The sequence below is a fragment of the Pseudomonas sp. NPDC089406 genome, assembly GCF_044900265.1.
GTDB lineage: Bacteria > Pseudomonadota > Gammaproteobacteria > Pseudomonadales > Pseudomonadaceae > Aquipseudomonas > Aquipseudomonas fakonensis.
The window spans coordinates 11835-30203 of the sequence record NZ_JBJDNC010000022.1; the positions used below are offsets into that span (position 1 = coordinate 11835).

At 62.5% G+C, this 18369-nt stretch carries 14 protein-coding genes; 1 reads left to right on the plus strand and 13 read right to left on the minus strand.

The features are described from left to right. The first annotated feature begins 66 nt into the window (after positions 1-66). The gene (locus ACI2KK_RS16540; protein WP_404669682.1) at positions 67-1665 is read left to right on the plus strand and encodes a hypothetical protein; all 1599 of its coding nucleotides are present in this window, start codon (positions 67-69) and stop codon (positions 1663-1665) included. A gap of 374 nt (positions 1666-2039) precedes the next feature. On the opposite strand, the gene ACI2KK_RS16545 is transcribed toward ACI2KK_RS16540, so the two are convergent. The 13 genes from ACI2KK_RS16545 to ACI2KK_RS16605 form a co-directional block, all read right to left on the minus strand. Then, positions 2040-2792 carry a methyltransferase domain-containing protein gene (locus ACI2KK_RS16545; RefSeq protein WP_404669683.1) on the minus strand — a complete coding sequence of 251 codons (753 nt, stop codon included), beginning with the start codon at positions 2790-2792 and terminating at the stop codon, positions 2040-2042. 180 nt (positions 2793-2972) lie between these two features. Continuing rightward, the gene (locus ACI2KK_RS16550; RefSeq protein WP_404669684.1) at positions 2973-3530 is read right to left on the minus strand and encodes a lysozyme inhibitor LprI family protein; all 558 of its coding nucleotides are present in this window, start codon (positions 3528-3530) and stop codon (positions 2973-2975) included. Positions 3531-3602: 72 nt separating this feature from the next. Next, positions 3603-4781 carry a hypothetical protein gene (locus ACI2KK_RS16555; protein ID WP_404669685.1) on the minus strand — a complete coding sequence of 393 codons (1179 nt, stop codon included), beginning with the start codon at positions 4779-4781 and terminating at the stop codon, positions 3603-3605. A 506-nt stretch (positions 4782-5287) separates the two neighbouring features. Continuing rightward, entirely contained in the window at positions 5288-7729 is a 2442-nt protein-coding gene (locus tag ACI2KK_RS16560) for an alpha/beta hydrolase (protein WP_404669686.1), read from the minus strand. Positions 7730-7741: 12 nt separating this feature from the next. Next, a complete protein-coding gene (locus ACI2KK_RS16565) occupies positions 7742-8197 on the minus strand; it encodes a cell division protein (RefSeq protein WP_404669772.1) in 456 nt (151 codons plus the stop codon). A gap of 315 nt (positions 8198-8512) precedes the next feature. Beyond that, entirely contained in the window at positions 8513-9541 is a 1029-nt protein-coding gene (locus ACI2KK_RS16570; RefSeq protein WP_404669687.1) for a tetratricopeptide repeat protein, read from the minus strand. A 98-nt stretch (positions 9542-9639) separates the two neighbouring features. Next, the gene (locus ACI2KK_RS16575; protein ID WP_404669688.1) at positions 9640-10164 is read right to left on the minus strand and encodes a hypothetical protein; all 525 of its coding nucleotides are present in this window, start codon (positions 10162-10164) and stop codon (positions 9640-9642) included. A 79-nt stretch (positions 10165-10243) separates the two neighbouring features. Then, the gene (locus tag ACI2KK_RS16580; protein WP_404669689.1) at positions 10244-11236 is read right to left on the minus strand and encodes a sel1 repeat family protein; all 993 of its coding nucleotides are present in this window, start codon (positions 11234-11236) and stop codon (positions 10244-10246) included. A 380-nt stretch (positions 11237-11616) separates the two neighbouring features. After that, entirely contained in the window at positions 11617-12414 is a 798-nt protein-coding gene (locus ACI2KK_RS16585; RefSeq protein WP_404669690.1) for a hypothetical protein, read from the minus strand. After that, a complete protein-coding gene (locus ACI2KK_RS16590; protein WP_404669691.1) occupies positions 12380-13108 on the minus strand; it encodes a hypothetical protein in 729 nt (242 codons plus the stop codon). Before ACI2KK_RS16590 ends, ACI2KK_RS16585 begins: the two co-directional genes overlap by 35 nt. A 75-nt stretch (positions 13109-13183) precedes the next feature. Continuing rightward, entirely contained in the window at positions 13184-14038 is an 855-nt protein-coding gene (locus ACI2KK_RS16595; protein WP_404669692.1) for a tetratricopeptide repeat protein, read from the minus strand. 468 nt (positions 14039-14506) lie between these two features. Continuing rightward, positions 14507-15277: a hypothetical protein gene (locus ACI2KK_RS16600; protein WP_404669693.1), complete on the minus strand. Its 771-nt coding sequence runs from the start codon at positions 15275-15277 to the stop codon at positions 14507-14509. After that, complete coding sequence (locus ACI2KK_RS16605) at positions 15274-18354, minus strand: hypothetical protein (protein ID WP_404669694.1); 3081 nt, start codon at positions 18352-18354, stop codon at positions 15274-15276. Before ACI2KK_RS16605 ends, ACI2KK_RS16600 begins: the two co-directional genes overlap by 4 nt. Positions 18355-18369: the final 15 nt, after the last annotated feature.

Sequence of the window (18369 nt, forward strand, 5' to 3'; positions counted from 1 at the left end):
AAAGCCGCGCGTGTACACCCCTTCGCCCCGCCCTGCCCGTTCCCTCCGCCAGCCGGGTAACGCCCGATGATCGCCGCCCTGCTGCGCGGCGCCGCGCACTCTGCCCAAAGCTCGCCCTGGCAATGGTTGGCCCGTGCCCTGTGGGGCGGCAGCCTGCCGCTGACCCGCGCCCAGGGGGTGTGGCTGGCGCGGCTGATGCTGCTGCCAACCCTGGCCTGGCTGGTGTTCGCCCTGGCCTACCTGGCACAGCTGGCCGACCTGCCCGGCACCCTCGCCCCCCATGCGCGCCTGCAACAGGTGGCCGAACACGGCCAGTGGCTGGGCGGCACCGCGGTAACCCTGCTGGTGCTCAGTTGCCTGCTGCGCAAGGGCATGCGCCTGCGCTGGGGCGTCGGGCGTACCTTGCTGTGGGGGCTGATCAGCTGCAGCACCGGCCTGTACCTGGGCTACCACAGCCAGCGCCTGCTGCTGGACAACCTGGTGCACAGCGCAAGCCCCGCCCAGCAGGCCCAGGCCGCCTATGGCATCGCACTACTCAACCGCCTGCTCGAGCACGACCTGCAGATGAACGGCCAACGGGCCACGCCTGCGCAACTGGCCACCCCGGAAGGCAAGCTGCGCCTGGCCGGCCTGGCCCTGCAACTGCCCTACCTGTCACCGCTGCCGGCCATCGACGGCCTGACCCCACAGGGGTTCTACCAGCAACTGGCCGACCAGCAGCGCGGCGGCCTTGCACGCAATTACGAGCGCTACCGCCAGGCCACCGCCCGCCAGGAAGACAACTACCGCCAGTACCGCCGCGCCAGCCAGTTCTACTTCGGTGCCACCAGCCGCCTGGCGATAATCCAGCGTCAGGGCCAGGCCTGGGACGACTACCTGCGCCTGCTCGGCCAGCGCGGGCGCAACATCAACCCCTGGACGTTGCCGGCCAGCGAGTGGCAATCGGTGCGCCACGTACTGCGTGAACAGATGAACGTGCCGGTCAACGACATGTGGCGCCCCGACGACCGCCCGGGCTTCAACCGTGCGGTGGCCGGCCAGGTGCGCCGCGATGCGCGCAACCAGTACGCCGAGATGATCCAGCAGCGTATCGGCGCCGGCTGGATCGAGCCCGGCATGGACCGCCCGATGTTCCTTGGCGTGGACGCCATCCAGGCGCAGTGGCGCCAGGACCTGGACCTGCCCGCCGGCATCACCCTGTATGCCTACCAGACCGAGCAGGCCTTCGACAGCAGCGCCTACCAGCCGGCGCTGCAGCATGATGCGCGGGAGATGATCAAGCGCCGCGTGGCCAACGCCGACGACCTGTCGACCCTTGGCGCCGACAGCTACCGCGACCTGGTCACCCCGGCAGTGAGCCTGTTGCTGGTGCTGTGCGGCGTGGCGGTGCACCTGTTCCGCGCCCTGGCCTACCTGCTGCGCCTGCTGCAACCGCAGCCGCTGAGCCTGTATCTGAAGCTGCTGGTGGCCTATGCGCTGCTGCTGGGCAGCTTGCCGCTGCTGGCGGGCAAAGCGCAGGTGGCGGGGTTTGAGGGTCGCGAGCTGCCCGGCTGGACCCTGCCCTGGGCCAGCCGCGCGGTGGACTGGGCGGCGCCGTTGCAGGGGCGGTTGTACCCGCTGGGGAGCGGGATTGCCGAGCACTGGCTGGGCCAGCCTGCCCTCTGATAACGGCGCAGATCACGGTCTTGTGCTGCCTGTGCCGGCCTCATCGCCGGCAAGCCGGCTCCTACAGGTACCGCTCGCGCGATCCCTGTGGGAGCAACTGTCTTGCTCAATTTCTAAAAGCTGGTGCCGTCCCTGTGGGAGCGGGCTTGCCCGCGAACACCGGCGCAGCCGGTGCCATGGGCTGCCTGTTCAGACGCCATCGCCGGCAAGCCGGTTCATGCAGGTACGGCGCAAGCCTGAAGGTCATGAGACCTCTGTGGGAGCGGGTTTACCCGCGAACACCGGCGCAGCCGGTGCCATGCACCGCGTCGTATCATTCGCGGGTGAACCCGCTCCCACAGGGATCCAGGCCTCCTGCGCCATTTGCGCGGCGCTCAACGCTTGCGCGCCACCACCCCAAAAGCCATATCGCCGATGTAAATACCCGGCGATTCACGCCGCTCGGCATCCAGGCGCGCCTGCAAGGTATCGATACCCACCTGCCGCGCCGTCGCCACACCGTGGGCGATGATCCGCGGCAGGCAAGCGCGGATGATCTCACCCAGTGCATAGGGCATGTCGGGGGTCTGCAGCAACGCCTCGGCGCGCAGGTCTTCGACCGCGAGCCCGGCCTCGCTGAAAATGCGCTGCAGGTTGAAACCGATATGCAGGTCGGCGCCTTCGTGGGCGAGCATGCGCTGCAACCACAGCTGGGCCTTGCGGTGCAGCGGGAACGGCACCAGGCTGGCCGGCGTGAGGGTGCTGTCGTGCTCCTGGAACACCATCACCGCGCCCGGTAGCAACAGCTTGCTCAGGGCGCGCACCGCCTTCACAGCATCCGGCTGGTACATCAGCACCCGGCGCCCGACGATGGCGTCGAACAAGCCCAGGCTGGCAGGCAGCGCATGCAGGTCACAGGCGATGAACTCGGGGTGCGCGGCGCCCTTGGGCACCGGCCGCTCGCGGGCCAGGGCCAGTGCGGCTTCGGCCTGATCGATACCCACCACTGCACCGTCCTGCTCCACCAGCCGGGCCAGCAACCCGCTGACCTCGCCGCTGCCGCAGCCGACATCGAGCACGCGCATGCCGGGGCCGATCTGCGCGTCCTGCAGCAGGCGCGTGGTGAAGTCCGTTTTCGACAGTGGCATGCCGTGCTCCTTCGCCAGGGAGCGCCAGTGTGCCGAGGGTGTGGGGGTGGGCACAAGGGTGGTGTTGGCGGCTATCGGTTGCGTGGAAGCGGGCTTGCCCCGCGATACCGGCGCAGCCGGTGCCATCGAATCGCGGGGCAAGCCCGCTCCCACAGATTGCAGCAAGGCTGCAGTGCCACCTCAGTCCAGCGTCACCTGGAACGCCATGCGCTTCTGGCAATCGTCCGGCGCCTCATCGTGCAGGCGCTGGGCCAGCTTGCAGTTCTGCGCGATGTACTCCACCCGCTCGCCGTTCAGGTGCTCGCCGGTGAAGCGCTCGTCGAACAGCTCCTTGACCTGCGGGTCGACCGACGCTGCACGGTAGTAGCCGTCCTGGGTCAGCCCGGTGCGGTAGTACACCAGCTCGCCGATACGCGCCGAGGTCAGCTGGGTCAGGCAGCTCAGTCGCACCAGCGGCGCCTCGCGGCCACCCTCCTCGCTGTCCACCCGCGCCGCGCAATACTGGTCGCGGAACGACTGCCAGGCCCGCTGCACCGCCTTGATGTCGCTGCGCTGGTCGGGCAGGTCACGCTGGGCCGCCCAGAACTGCTCGCCCAGCACGCGGTCGGCCTGCTTGTATTGGGCGTTCATGCAGGCGCTGATGCCGGCGGTGCTGAAGTCGTCGGGGTTGCAGGCCAGAGCGCTGCCGGCTGCCAGCAGTGCGGCGCCAGCCAGGGCGATGGCAAGGGGGCGTTTCATGCAATACATCTGGGCAAAGTCCTTTTCGAATGTGTCTGCCAGGTCACGGCGCCCAGCAACGGGGCGCCGGCCTCACTTGAATGTATCCAGGTAGCCCTTGATCAGGGCCGCGTTCTGGTAGGGGAAGCTGCGGGGTTCATAGTCACCCCGGCCATCCAGGCCACTGGAGCCCGGGGCCAGGCGCACCGCCTGGTTTTCTTCCAAGGCGCCGTTGCCATCGTGCTGGTAGGCATGGATTTCATAGTACGTACCTGAAGTGCCGATGCCTGCGTGGTTGACCTGCCACGACACCAGCACCACCACGTGCGGCTCGCCCTTGATGCGGTGGTAGAACAGGGTCTGGACCGTGGGAGGCCCGCCTTCGTTGCTGTAACTGGCCACCAGCGAGCGCATCTGCCCGCCGGTGCCTTCGCTATGGTCCACCATCAGCGCCACCGGGTAGCGCTCATCGCCGGTCTGCAACACCGAGAGCCGGCTGGCCTCGAGCACGCCCATGGCGAAGGGCCCCATGGCGACCTCGAAGTTTTCATTGTCCAGCAACCGGCTCAGGTAGCCGGGTTCGTATGGCTGAAATTCCAGCTGCTCATTTTTGTCGGCGATTTCCAGCCGGGCCGGCTGTTGCAGGTTGTCGGCTGCATACACCATATACACATTGCGACCGACCAAGCCGTAACGGGCCTTGGCCGAGTTGATGGTCAGCCGGGGCAGTTCGGTTTCAAGCTCAGGCCTGCCCAGGTATTCGCGCCGCACCTCGGCGCCCTCCCATCGGGCTTCGGTCACCCACGACAGCTGCAGCTTTGCGGCAGGCCGCAGGTCGACAGGGTCCACCTCGGCATACCAGCGCACGGTGTATTCGCTGGCCAAGTCGGGGAAGTGCTCATCGAGTACCCGCCCCAGCCCGCACACCGCCCTTTGCAAAAAGGCGCCGTTGCGCCCGCTGCGGGTGGTGAGGTACACACAGTCGACCTTCATCACCGACGCTTCGAGATAAAGCGTCACCACTGCCCGGTAGGGCACACTGACGGTATTGTTCTCGTATTCCAGCGCAGGCTGGCCGTTGAAACGCAGCAACGCGCGGGTGTTCTGCCCTTCCGGCATGAAGATGCCGGGCACTTCGATGCGCTGCCCGCCTTCTTTCGCCACGAAGCTCAGCGCGCCACTGACGGGGTCTTCGCGGTAGGTGCCCTGCCAGTTTTGCAGCTCATTGGCGCTAACCTGTGTGGTGGCCGCGAGGGCCAATAAAACGGGCACAGCACAGCGCAAGATTGCGCGTAACCTGCGTTTGATCGTGACACCCTGGGTGATGGCTGCAGCGGCGTTGCGGTTGATCAGCATGTGCTCGACTCGAATCCTTTCTGTCGTACGGCGGGCCATGATAGCACTGTGCCTTTTTGCGGCTATCGGGCAGACCCTTACGGCCCTATCGCCGGCAAGCTGGCTCCTATGAAACAAATCAAAACTCGTTGATTTAACGAAGATTCTGTGGGAGCGGGCTTGCCCGCGAAGCAGACAACACGGTGGATGGCACCGGCTTTGCCGGTGTTCGCGGGCAAGCCCGCTCCCACAGGAATCGCGCCAACTTTTAAAAATTGGGCAAGACAGTTGCTCCCATAGGAGTTGCATGAGCTTCAGGCCAGTGCCGTACCTGTAGGAGCCGGCTTGCCGGCGATCACCGGCACAGCCGGTGCCAGCATTCGCCTGCGCCGGCCCTATCGCCGGCAAGCCGGCTCCTGCAGGGGCTGCGTGAAACTCAGGCTTTACGGCTCCACCAGCCGCAGCTCGCCATCGCGGTACAGCACCTCGCGGCCCAGCCATTCGTTGCTCACCTGCGGCAATACCGCCGACGGTTTGCGCAGCTCGCGCAGCAGCGTCGAGCCGTGGGACAGCCGCCCGCCCATGCGCGCGATCACTGCGCGGGCGGCCTGGTACTGGGCGTGGCGGCCGGGGTCGAGGGCGTCTTCCAACAGAATGTCCTGGCCAAGAATGCCCTGCACCTGGCCGGGGTAGATCATGAAGCCGCTGGCCTGCTCGGCGCCCTCGCCCCCGTCCTGCCAGAAGCTGCCGTCGCGGTTGCGCACCTGCGGGTGCGGGGCGAACCAGTGCTCGTGCTCGGCCAGCGGCATGGCGTGGTGCAGGCGCAGGAAGATGCGCATGAGGTTGTCGCGGTACCACTCGCGCACCTGCAGGTAGTAGCCGCGCATGCCCGGCAGGCCGAGCCTGTGGGCCAGCCGTGCCCTGCCCGGCCAGGCCGGCATCGGCTGCAACGGCAACTCGCCCGCCTGCGGGCGGGGTGTGCCGGGGTCGGTTTCCCAGGGCAGGCGGTGCGGCTGGTGCTGCACCTGCTCGTAGGCGGTCGGCGGGCGGCCCAGCAGGCTGCCGCCGCTGCTGGCCAGGGCACTGGCGATGCACAGGTTGCCCTGCACCACGAACACATAGAAGCGGCTGAACCAGTCCGCCAGCTGCTGGCCATCGGCACCCTCGGCGCGCAGCTGCGCCAGCTCTGCATCGAAGCGTTGCAGACCGGGCGCCAGGGCCTGCAAATGCGCCCGTGCCTGGTACTGCATGCGCAGTAGCAGCGGCAGCGAACGCAGCAGGCGCAATGGCCGCCACGGCAGGTGCGGGGTGGCCCCGCCGACTTCGCCGGCATAGCTGGCCGAGGCCACGCCCCAGTCGGCCAGGCGCGCCAGGAACAGGTCGTTGTTGATGTACGAGGCGCCGCCAAACACCGCGGTGAAGGGTTCGTTGTCCTGCAGCACGCGGCTGTCCCAACGCGCCATCACCGCCGGGATGCTGGCCGCGGCGCGGCGCTGGGCATACTCGACGAAGCGGCTGGGCTGCGGCGGCAGAATCTCCGCGATGTTCGCCGCAGTCAGGTGGCGGCGCCAGCCGTGCTCGCTGATTGGCCGGTACTGCAGCAGCCACAGCTGCTGGCCGTCCCAGGCCCATTCGATATCGCCGGGCACGTAGTGGAACACCTTGAGCACGCCCTGCAGAAAGCTCCACAGCAGGGTTGCCCTCAGGCCATGCAGCGGCTCGAAATGGCCGCTCTGCCAGGCCTCGCCCAAACGCGAAAGGGTCGCCCGTTGCGGCGTGGCCGTGCCATCGGCCAGGGCCTCCAGGTGGCCTTCGACCCACTCAAGCTCCACCGCCAGGTGGCGCACGAAGGCGATACCCGACACCTGCGGGGTGATGAAGCGCTGCACCACCACTTCCTCCACGCCCGCTGCGCGCAGCTCGGCGACACGCCCAGCCACCTGCCCGGCCGGCACCCGCAGGTAGGTGGTGCTCAGGCCGGCATTGGCCGCATCGGCCTGGTCTTCGCCGTAGCTGGACGAACGCACCGCCCACAGCGCGTCAGGGGCTGCCAGCAGCAACTGCGCCAGGCGCGGGTCACTGGCAGCCTCCAGCGTCAGTGCCTGCGGCACCGCTTGCCCGGCCAACTGCGCCAGGCGCAGGCGCCCGCCCTTGGTGTGGGCGACAAAGCCCGGCTCGCCCGATTCCAGCCAGGCAGCAAAGTCGGCCGGTGCGTCGATCCACGGGTAGTGCCCCCAGCCCGGGCGCAGGCTGATGCGCAGGTCGGCACGGGCGAGAATCGCCGACCAGGCGGCGGCCTGGGTGATGCCGAGCATCTGGTCCTGGTCGCCCCACACCAGCTCCACCGGGTCGCTCACCCACTCCAGCAGTGGCAGCGCGGTGTCGGCGCGCAGCTGTTGCCACGACGGCACGAACGCCCGGCAGCGGGCGTAGCCGGCGCCCATGCGCCGGTACTGCGCGGGCGTCCAGCGTTGCGCAGAAAACTTGTGGGCGAACCAGCCCGGGCGGTGGCTCAGCAGCCAATGGATACCCTTGCGCATCGGCCAGGGCGCCATCAGCGCCGGCAACCGGCGCTGCCACAAAAAGGCGCCAACTGGCGCCAGCAGTACGCTGCGGCTGAAGTGCCCCGGGCGGCGCTGCAAGGCGTGCAGCACAATCAGCCCGCCAACCCCCACCGCCATGATCGCGTGCCCGCACTCGGTCAGCGCCAGCAACGCCTCGGCGTAGCCTGCCAGGTCGTCGCAGGGCGGCTGCGGATTGTCACCGAAGCCCGGCAGCTCCAGCGGCTGCACGCGGTAATGCTGGAAGTGCGCCAAGGCATCGTCCCACCAGTCGGCAGCACTGCCATTGCCGGCGAGCAGGTACAACAGGGGCTGTTCAGCCAAGACAAAATCCTTTTAAACGGTGGAGGCACGCCGGTCATGGCGGTACAGCCAGAACAGCGGCGGCAACAATACCAGCAGTGCCAGGCTGTCGACAGCCAGGTGCGACCACATGCCTGCCTGCAGCGAAATGGCGATGTCCTGCGGCGCCCACAGCAGCAGCCCGGCCATCAGCCAGCCCCAGGCGGCGCTGCTGCGGTAGCGGTCGGCCAGGCGGATCAGCGCCAGCATGTACAGCGCGTTGCCTTGCAAGGTGGCGCCGAACAGCGCCATCCACCACACCTGCTGGCTGTGCCCGGCGGCTGGCGCGGCCTGGCCCCAGAAGGCCTGCTCCACCGACAGCAGGTAGCCGTCGAACAGCGCGGTGCTGCCGGCCCAGCTGAGCAGCAGGCCGCCGAGCAGGTGAGCCAGGGTGATGGCTTGCAGCCAGAGGACCAGGCGGTGGCGAGTGGCGTTGGTGGGCATTGGCAGCGTTCCTTGGCTTTCAGGGCAGTTCAAGCCTTATCGGCTGAGGCCCGTTGATTCATGTGAGCAACTGGCGGGGCCGCCTGAGCCGGCCTCATCGATTGCCGGGGCTGCTGCGCAGCCCATCGCGACACAAGGCCGCTTCCCACAGGGGCCGTGGCGCATCTGCGAGACCAGTTCTCAGCGCGACAGCGCAGCCCGAAGGGCTGGGTAATCTCCTACAGGTACTGCGCAAGCTTGAAGGTCATGAGCCCCTGTGGGAGCGGGTTTACCCGCGAACACCGGCGCAGCCGGTGCCATCCACCTTGGCGCGCATCAATATCACTGCACCGCTCCCAGGGCAAGGCGCTCTGCCACGCGCGCCGGGGCCCGCGCCGACCAACCCTTGCGCGCCATCAATGCCTGGTAGCTCGCATACTGCCTGGCCGCCTGCACAGGGTCGCCCTTGCCCCAGTAGCTGTCAGCCAGGTTGAGCCGGGCAACCACACGATCAGGGTCCGCCTGCACGACAGCAGACAGCAACGCCACCGCCTGGGCGTAACGGCCCGTCTGCTCGAGCAGCAAGCCCACATCGTTCGACCAACCAAGCCGGCCCGGGAAGAACAGCATTTCAGTGACATCGCTGGCCGTCGAGCAGCCCTCGTCATCAATACCCAACCCGGCAATGTGCTGCTCGAGCGCCGGCCTGTCTGCACGTTTGTATGCCGCAAGTGCCCGCGCCACGGCCTGCTCGAGTTCAAGCGGCATCAGCTTGTGCCGCTTGCCGCTGCCTTGAAGCTGAGCATAGGCGGCGTCAAGGGTGCGCAAGGCTTGGGCACCGTCGAAGTCAGCAAGCGGGGAGCCTTGCGCCAGTAGCCCATCCAGGCGATAGCTGGAGGCAAAGGCGCGCTCGCACCTGCTCAGGTTCAGGTTGACGACGACCGCCTCGAGCAGCAGCCCGCGAGCCGCGTGGTTGTAGGCGAAAAGCAGGTTGTAGGTGTAGGCGCCGTTACCTTCCTGATGGCTTGCCAGCAGCAGTGCATCCCCGCGGTAACCCGCCGGGCGCTCGATGATATGGGCCTGGCCTTGAACATCCAGCAGTGTCACCCCACGGCCTGCGCTGCGGGAGGCATGTACCGTAAAACCGTCATGGCTGGCCGGGCTGTAGGCATTCGCAATGGCCGGCAAGGCGTAGCGGGCGTCGACCGTGGCAAGCCGGTTGTGCGAGCCTTCTACCTCGACCCGCAGCGAGCGGGCACCGTCAGCCGCCGGTAAAACCATCACCTGGGCAGAAATACCCTCGGCAACCTCCAGGGCCATGCGCTGGGCAAGGTCTGCTGCCACGGCCACCGGGTCCAACGATGCCAGCAAGGCAAGGCTGCAGCGAAAACCTGCAGGTACTCGGCTGGCACGCAGGTTCAATATCCTTGCAAAACTACCTAGACAGAGCATCTGTAGCCAGTGCCCGATCATTGCACGAAGACCAGTTTCAACGACTGCCCATCAAACGCGTAATAGCGCTCATAAAACCCTTTTCGAAGTACCTTGCCCTGTTGATCGACCTCATCGCCCTGGCCACGCCCCTGGATGATCAGCAGGCGGCTGTCCGGCCGGGTGCTGAAGTCAAAATCCTCTTCGGCTCCCACGGCTTCACCCGTGGAATAGGCATCGGGGAAGCTGGTGACCACTTTGCCGGTTTGCGAATCCATGATCTCGCCACACACCGCCCCGGTGCCGCAGTCCAACGTGTAGGCAACATAATGGCCAGCCAGATTCGGCTTGAACATCGCCATGGCTTTACGCTTGCTCTCCCAGGACGGCATGCCCGGGTCTTCGGCTACGTAGGCGTGGTGCTTTACGCTGGCCGGCAGCGCCGCCGGGTAGTCGGCAAACACCGGGGCTGGCGCGTCGGCCCGCACGAACGGTGCAAAGCCAAGGCACAGAGCGAAGAGCATGAAGATTGTTGTGCCGCTGGCACGCTGGTCACAGCTCACAGGCCGCATCCCTTCAAGTCCTTGCACAGCATCCAGGCTTCAACCACCTTCCCTTTGAATGCTGATATCGGTCGCTGCATCAGTTGCATGACACACCCGCGTCAGTGGCTTGCGCCGCTGCGCCAAGACGTACCAGCGCCTGCTTGCTGGCCGCATCACCGGCCGCGGCTGCGGCCTGGTAGCAGGCAATGGCGCGCGCCGGCTCAGGCGCCCCGAAGCGGCCTTGCTCCAGGGCCTCAGCCTGCATCTGCAGTGCATCGGCATCGCCCATGCTGGCCGCCTTGGCCAGCGCAGCCCGGGCTTTCATCGGTGCCTCGCAAGGCTCCCCCCTCGACGAACTGTCGCCGCCGGCGCAGTAGAAGCTGGCCAAGAACATGCCCGCCGCTGGCAGTTGCTTTGCGGCCACCAGCAGCAACTGCTCGGTTGGCCCGTAGCCCAGGTAGGTGGCCATCTGCGACATGCTCAGGCTCGCAGACTGCAGGTTGATCTGCGGATCACCCGATTGTGCGGCGCACAGGTAGTTCTGCAGCCCGGCATCGAACAGCTCCAGGGTCAATGGATAGGCTTCGAGGCCGGCCAGGGACAAGAAGCCGTCACCGCGCAGTTCACAAACCCGCTGCTCGCGGTTCATGCCGGGCTTGTCGGTGACCTTCAGGTCGCGCTCATCGATCGACCAGTCCTCCAGGCGCTCGAGCCTCCAGCACTGCTGCTGGCGAAAGCCGTAGATGCGCATGTTGTTCAGGCCTGCACGCAGGTCCACCACCTCGGCGGTATGCCCTTCGACGTTGACCCGAACGGCGCCCGACGCGGCCTGGGCCGGCTGCACGAGTGGAAACGCCAGCTCGGTACTGGCGACGGTATCGGCAACCGGGGCGAAGTCCTCGCCGGAAGGTTTCAACTGCAAGCGCGACACCCTGTCCCGGGTAAACGCCCGTTGCAGTTCAGGGTCTTGGCTATAGGCCTGCCAGAAGGTAGCGAAGTCGGTTGCCGGGCAGGCGGGCTGCTCAGCCAATACCTGGGGGCAAAGCAAGGCGCCGAGCAAGGCTGCGGCGTAGCGGTGGAACTTGATCAATCAGCACTCCATGCCAGTTGAAGGCAGTTGGCCTTCGGTGGGGGATTCTCTCAGCTTCGAACAGGTGTTGCACAAGGGTTTTGCGCTGGCGCCAAGGCCGGCAACGCTGCGCCGCCCGTTAAAAGATCGGGGGGCGCTGTACGGCCCTTCGCGGGCCCGCTCCCACAGGTAAAGCGCCGGCTTGAGGGTTTGCGCGTTCCTGTGGGAGCGGGCTTGCCCGCGAAGGGCTGCAAAGCAGCCCCATGGGTAACGCTGAAACGCTAACTGACAGGCATTGGGCCTTTGCCCATTGGCGAACGTTACTCATTGCAAACGCTCAACCACTCGCGTGGGAACTCGTGCTGACTTGCCACAACCCAAGCACCACCGCCGCAAGGCAGTTACTTGTAACTGACATCGCCGTCCTTGACCCATTTGCGAATGACCTTGCCCGAGGCAGTCACATACTCGCTGAAGAACCAGAACGTCCCGTCTGTTACTGCGTCGTCCAGTAATGTGACTTCATCACCTTTGACCAGGTACATCTTCGTCTTCGCGCCTTCCGAGGTAGCCGAGTAAAGGCTGGCCTTGTCGGCCACGACTTTTGCTTTCAACGGCTGACGTGCATCGTAACCACGCACATCGGTAACCAGCAGGGTGTCAGACTGATTACCCTGCCAGCGCGTTCTCTTCACATAGCCGCAACCGACGCACTCGTCCTCATAAAGCAGCGTGAGCCGATCACCCTCTACATCAAAGACTTTCTCATGCCATTTCCCGGCATCGCGATAGGCGCTTACAAGGCGCCCGGACTGCACCTTTACGTTGCACAGCGGCTGCTCCCAGGCCGCAGTGGCTTTCAGGGCCTGTGCATCGAACAGGTAAAACTTGCCACACGCGTTGACGCTGCTGCCAGTGGTCAGCGCCACGTAGTCCCGGCCCAGGATATTTTTTGGTATGGCGTTCTCGTAGCCTGAGTCCAGGTCCATGTTGAACTGCGCAGGCACCGTTACCGCTTGGCAGTGACTGTCGAGGCAATAAGACAGTACGCCTTCTTGAGAAAGCTCCAGGCTGCTGCGCTCCGTTGCGCCGGCATGCGCACCTGCCATGACCAAGGACGCCATCATCAGGCCGCTGAATATCTGCAGCACGCTAAATCGGCTACTACTGATCAGCCAGCAGATGGGCAAGACGCTCATAGTCCAATCGTTCAAACTTAATACTTTCATTTTTTTGCGCAACATCTATATAGCGGGGCCTCGACAAGTCCGCAACATCGTATACAGTGTACCCATGCCCACCCTCAATCGCATAAACCTTTTCACGCCTGGAGGCGAACATAGCAGGCAAATCACTGATCAACTGATCCAGCTTAGTGTACTCACGAGACACCATGACATCCTGAATCTGTCCTTCCGGCACGACAACACGCCCCACACCATCGTTCATCTGAGTATCGATGCTGGCAACCTGCTCCAGCCAGGCATCAGTAAAACGATAAAGTGTATCCAAGTACCCTTTATCCAAAACCTTGTTCAGCCCGCAGACCGCCTTTCTTATCAGCATGCCATTGGTACCACTTCGAACATTCACATAAAGACAGTCGACCACCACTTTACCGCTAGAGTAAAGTAGTGTGAAGTCACCCATAAATTGATATCCACCGGTGACATTTTCGTACTCTAAAGCAGGCCCACCGTTAAACTCATTGAGAATTTTTATATTCTGCCCTTCCCCACCAATCACGCCGTTGACGGTAAGCATGACACCGTCGCGCTTAAAGTGAAGAGCATCGCCCTTGGTACTGAACCCTTGAATCTCCGACTCCGAGGCAACAGCCTCAAATACAAAAACCGTCAACAAGGCAGCTATCGCACTCAAAAATTTAGCCACTCTTTTGGCTCCGGTGCCGACGAGGTGAGTATTCTCATATCCAGCCGCTGCACTTCATACCCCCATTCCTTTTAATCATTGCAATCGCTCATCCACTCGCCTGGGGATTTGAGCAGACTTTCCATCGCGCACCATGACCTGACGATAACCCCGATAGTACCCCTGCGCCTCGCCCTTCCTCCCCAGCGCCCACAGGGAATCAGCAACATTCAACTTCAAAGGCACTCGCTCGGGGGCAAACGACAGCAGCTTTTTGTAGAGCAGCATTGCAGTTTCATGCCACCCACCGCCCGCCATGTAAAATGCAAGATTATTGTAATCCACTACATTCGCATCGCTGAGCGGGTAGCAACTCGCGTACGAATCCATACCCATAAAAGCATAATCATACACATCAGCATTGCGTTGCTTCGGAGAAGCTATCGCGCTCAACCCCTTTACTAATTTGGCTGGTGTCAGGCCACGAAGAGAAAAATCAGATTCGCCATCCTGAGCATTTTCCCAGCTCTTCCCCACCCAGCTACCACCACACTCTTGTATGCCACCCGAGTAAGTTACACAGCCATCAGAAAGCCTCAAGGCCTCGCAATGGGACAGCTCCGTGTACTCCTCTTCGCCTTGCTCATTGGCGACCACCGAGTAATCGGTCCGCTGAATCACCAGGATTTTCCCATCTGGCGACAGCAGCGCTGGGCCCGAGAATAAAACACGGCCTTCATCTGCAGTATTTTTTCTATCAGGCCATGAATATACGCCAAAGGAATCGTGCTCACCGCTGTACTCAACATGAGACCAGCCTCTTACCCTCTCATTCCAGCCGGAAAACTTTACACTGCCGCCAACGCCCTCCAACACCAAATCCTTTTCATCACCGAGGCAAGCACCAGAAGCGCCAATCAAAAAGATCAGACAACAAAAACGATTATACACCCAGCGCTCCCTTGGGCTTGTTGTATCGATTTGAAGAGTCCGTCATGTCTGATCCCACTCTGCAAATCGCCTTAACTGACGTTGACATCCAAAGGCTCCGCCAATCTTTAAAAGCGTTCATCCCTATCAACCAATCATTGCTTTTGTGCCGCTGACACGCTGGCAACAACTGAAGCGGTGCTGGCAGTGCGAATCGAGCGTTTCTTTCTGGCCCACTGGGACTGCGGTAACGGGCTGACATGGCTTGCTGCGCCACTAGGCTTTGTACGAAAAGTGCCTGCGCGACGATCATGCTGCGTTGAAAACAGGCTCGGAATGCTCATTTGCAACCAGCAAAGTCGAGCGCGACTCCGACCGTTCCTCGCCTGTTTTCGCCTTGCCTGATCGCCGCTCGGCGACTTTTCGTACAAACCCTAATTGCGCAACCTTGACTGCATGTCCAGCCCGTACATGCTGGCCAGAACCCGGTTACTGGCCACACCCCCTCAAGTCCTTACACACCATCCATGCGTCAATGACCTTCTTCTTCGCCGTCACATACTGCATCGATACCCAGCCACCGCTTACACCCGTGACCTTGACCCGGTCACCGGCAATCACATACATACCGCTGTCCAATGCTATCGAGGCACCTGTGTAGAGCCGTGCACGCTTTTCGGCCACTTCGAAATCCGTGAGGCTGGCATCTAGCCAGTCACTGTAAAATTTCGATTGCAATGCTTGCAGGACTCCGTTGCGGTGCTTGTAGGGGTAGCTGAACAACACCGTATCCTTGTCATCGATCACATCGGCGCCATGATCGAAGAACCCGGTGCTCCGGGCATCTTTCACCAGGCCGTCCTGGGCCAAGCGGTAAACCAGCACCGAGTAGTAGTCGGTGCTGTAAATCAGACCGGGATAACTGTTGACCGGCACTCGGTGGATCACCACCAGTTCCTCGCCCACAGGGTCTTTGGCATAAAACGCATCCTCGATCCTGCCTGTTTCAGCCAGGTACGGCAGATCGTCCACATGACGGGAGACACCGGTACCACAATCCAGATAGTTCACCGTCAGACCCATTTCAGGGTCTGCGCCCTCCTGCCCCCCCTCAACCGGTTTCTCACCGAAGAACACCACTCCACCTGCCCGCGGCAATGGCGGATACGGCCCACCTGCCGGCGCTTCGCACGCCAGCGCCATCCAGGGCAGACAGGCCAGGCCCAGCAGGGCGCCCCAGCGCCCAAAGATCGTTCTCATCCTGCACACCCTTTAAATTCGGTTTTGATCAAGTCAATCATGACTTTGGTTTGTGCCTGACGAACATCCAGCGCCTTCAAGCCGCTATTGATGACCCGGGTGACTTTCTTGACCTTGGCGTCGACATCGTTCGACACCGCATCGGCCAGATCACCAATCTTGTTGGTTTTCCAGAACCAGGTACCGGACGCAACGATTGCCTCGTAGTTGGTTTCCAGCAAGCTTGGCGTTTCATCGATTCTGAAACCTATGGCATCGGCGCACTTCTTGTAGGCTTCGAAGAAAGTCAAATGCAACAGCCCTCGGCCGCGGTAGTCATTGTCTGGGTACTCGGAGCTACCGAAGCAGTGCTTGCCGTAGTTGGCGTCATTGGCAAGCAGGTGCTCACCGACGTAATCGATCATCTGCTCCTGGGTCAGGTTCATGCCTTTGCGCGCGAAACCTGCCTTGATGGCCGTCGGCGCCATGTTGAACAACGAGGTTTTGGTGTAGCTCGCGGTCGTGTAGTTCAGGCTTTCACGGAATGCCGAGAACCCAAGGGTTTCAGCCCATGCCTGGCCGAGAATGTAAGCCACCTGGGAGCATGTCGTCACGCCGTCCTGCACGAAGAACTTGTTCAACATCGGCACCAGGCTTTGGAGGCGCTCGTCAGTTACCGATTTCTTGACGAACTTCCTCATCAGGTCCACCGTCAGCGTGATGTCGGCAGCGCACGCCTTGCAATGGTTGGTATTCGAAGCCACCGCCTTGGCATTCGCAATGAATGCCACAGGGTGGAAATGCCAGGTCACACCGTCACCCGCAGGTTTGGCTGCCGCGAGATCATCCCAGAACACCAGTTTGTCAATCTGACCCTGCTGGTGCGCCAACAGCTCGGGCGATTCCTCGAGCAAGGTCTTGAGCTTTTCCCACTTCGGCTTATCCGACTTATCCTTCCATTCGGTGGGATGCTGGGCAATCAATCTGGCCCAGCGATCTCGAAACTGAGTGTCGCTAAGAGCCCGCTTGAGTTCGGCAGGAGACAGTTCGTCGTCGCCGTCGGTATTGATCTTGTCGTACAGTTCCTTGAAGAATGCAGGCATGTTGTCGGGATCGACAAACCCATCCGCATCGGGGTTGGTTTCCTTGATGATCTGGAACCCGAGCTTCTCCCAGTCGTGCTGGCAAACAAGCGTGGCCTGGTCTTTTTTCTGCACCACCTTCTTTTCGCCCGCCGTCAGCTTGACCGGGAACTCGTACCATTCAGCCCCGGCCGCGTCCTTATAGACGACAGCCTTGTCCAGATCGACGATCTGGCCTTCATTCAGCATCACCTGCTCGGTCGAAGGGGGCTTCATCCCAAGCGATCCAGCCGCTACATCGAGGTACTGCTTGCCCTTTTTCAACCCGGCCTCGTTCTTGAGAAATTTCTCAAGGTTCGCGTCGGCGGTGAAGATTTCCACATGGGCCTGGAACATCTGCTCCTTACCGCCATCAGGGCCACTGGGGAACTCGTTCAAGCCAAAAAAGCCGACAGGGTCTGCAGCCTTGATCGCGGCCTGGGTTACCACTACCTCATCGAAGTCGACCGGGGTCAGCGAGTCCCAACTCAGCATGGCGGGTGAGCGATTCTCGACTTCGGCCCAGAACGTTGGTGGTATGACGCCATCCCGACGAGGCTCACCGGAGATCCAGGTGCATTCAGCCATGCGAACTTTCTTGCCGTCGCGTTCCAACAGCCGGGTCTTGCCGCTATGAAACTTCAAACGCCCCCGATAGTTGAGCACCGCCACCCGCTGTGGGCCGACGGCATCGCCCGCGGGCGCTTCATACAGGGGAAGGCCCTGGGCGTTGACCACAGTGGCCATGACTTCGCCCTGCCAGTAGTCAGGCATCTTGCGCAGCGGCAAGGGAACAGGCTCCCAGATCGCCTTGTTCTCCGAGTCACTCCAGTAAGGGTTGCCACCCTGCTTGTAGGCGAACCAAACCTGATCCCCAACTTTTCGGGTGCCCACCTTGCCCTTGGTTATCTGGCCTTTGGCATAGGTGTCGGTGCCGACTTGCGTCTCCTCGAGCACCTCGAACTCCGTGCCTTTGGGGATAGCGCCGTATCGCCTCGAGTTCCTGTCACTGCCTTCACGCCCGATGAACGTACCCACGACCATGCGAATCCGTGGTTTGGCCTCTGCATCAGGCTTTGCATATTCGTCATACGGCAACAGGTGCATGTACAGCGAATAGAACTCCAGCGTATTGGTCTTGCCGTCATCGGTCTTGGGCGAGGTGTACTTGTGCCTGACCAGGCAGAAGGAGGTAGAAGACTGGTAGGTCTCGCCAGCGAATTCGGACTTCAGGTAATCCTTGTTCAGCCGGTAGGCCACAACCTCGCCATCGGCCATGCAGCGCAACGGGCTGCTTCGGATGCATTGCGGTGCGCCCAGGTTGCTGAAGTGCAAGCCCCCGTGCCAGAAGTTGTGATTGCTGACCAGATAATGGCCGGAACTTTCCGCCTGCAGGAGCTTGTAGATTTCGTCGGCCGTAGCGTAGGGCTGGTTGTTCTCCTGGAAGATGGGGAACGCGAATGCCATCGGGGCATCGATCGCAGGCTTGGCTTCGGGCGCCGGGCTCTCTGCAGGCTGCTGCGCCCCACCCGTCTTGTACTGTGGCTTGGGCCTGAGAAATTTTGTCTGGTTCGGCCAGTAATAGCTCCAGTTCGAGGCACCAAACTTTGCCGATGCGGGGCCCGTTGAGCTTTGCGAACCGAAGAAGTTGCCTTTTTTGGTAGCGTGGTCGTACGACTCGACCACGCCGACGTGGTACAGCGCGCGAGGATTAACACCATAAGACATTTCTCCCCGCCACAGCACCAGATCGCCTGGGATTACCTTGTCCTGGGCAATCTCATCAAACTTTTCGGAGGTCTCCAGGCTGGCAGTTGTCAGACGGCCCATCTCATAACCTTCGTCCTTGAGCATCAAGGACATCAGTTGCGAACAGTCCACCAGTGTGTTGCCCCGCGCATCCTGCCCGCCATTACCCACGAAGTCATAGGCGTAGCCTGTTTTGTACTTCTCTCGAAAACCTAGCAATTCCGGCACTTTATAAATGCTCCC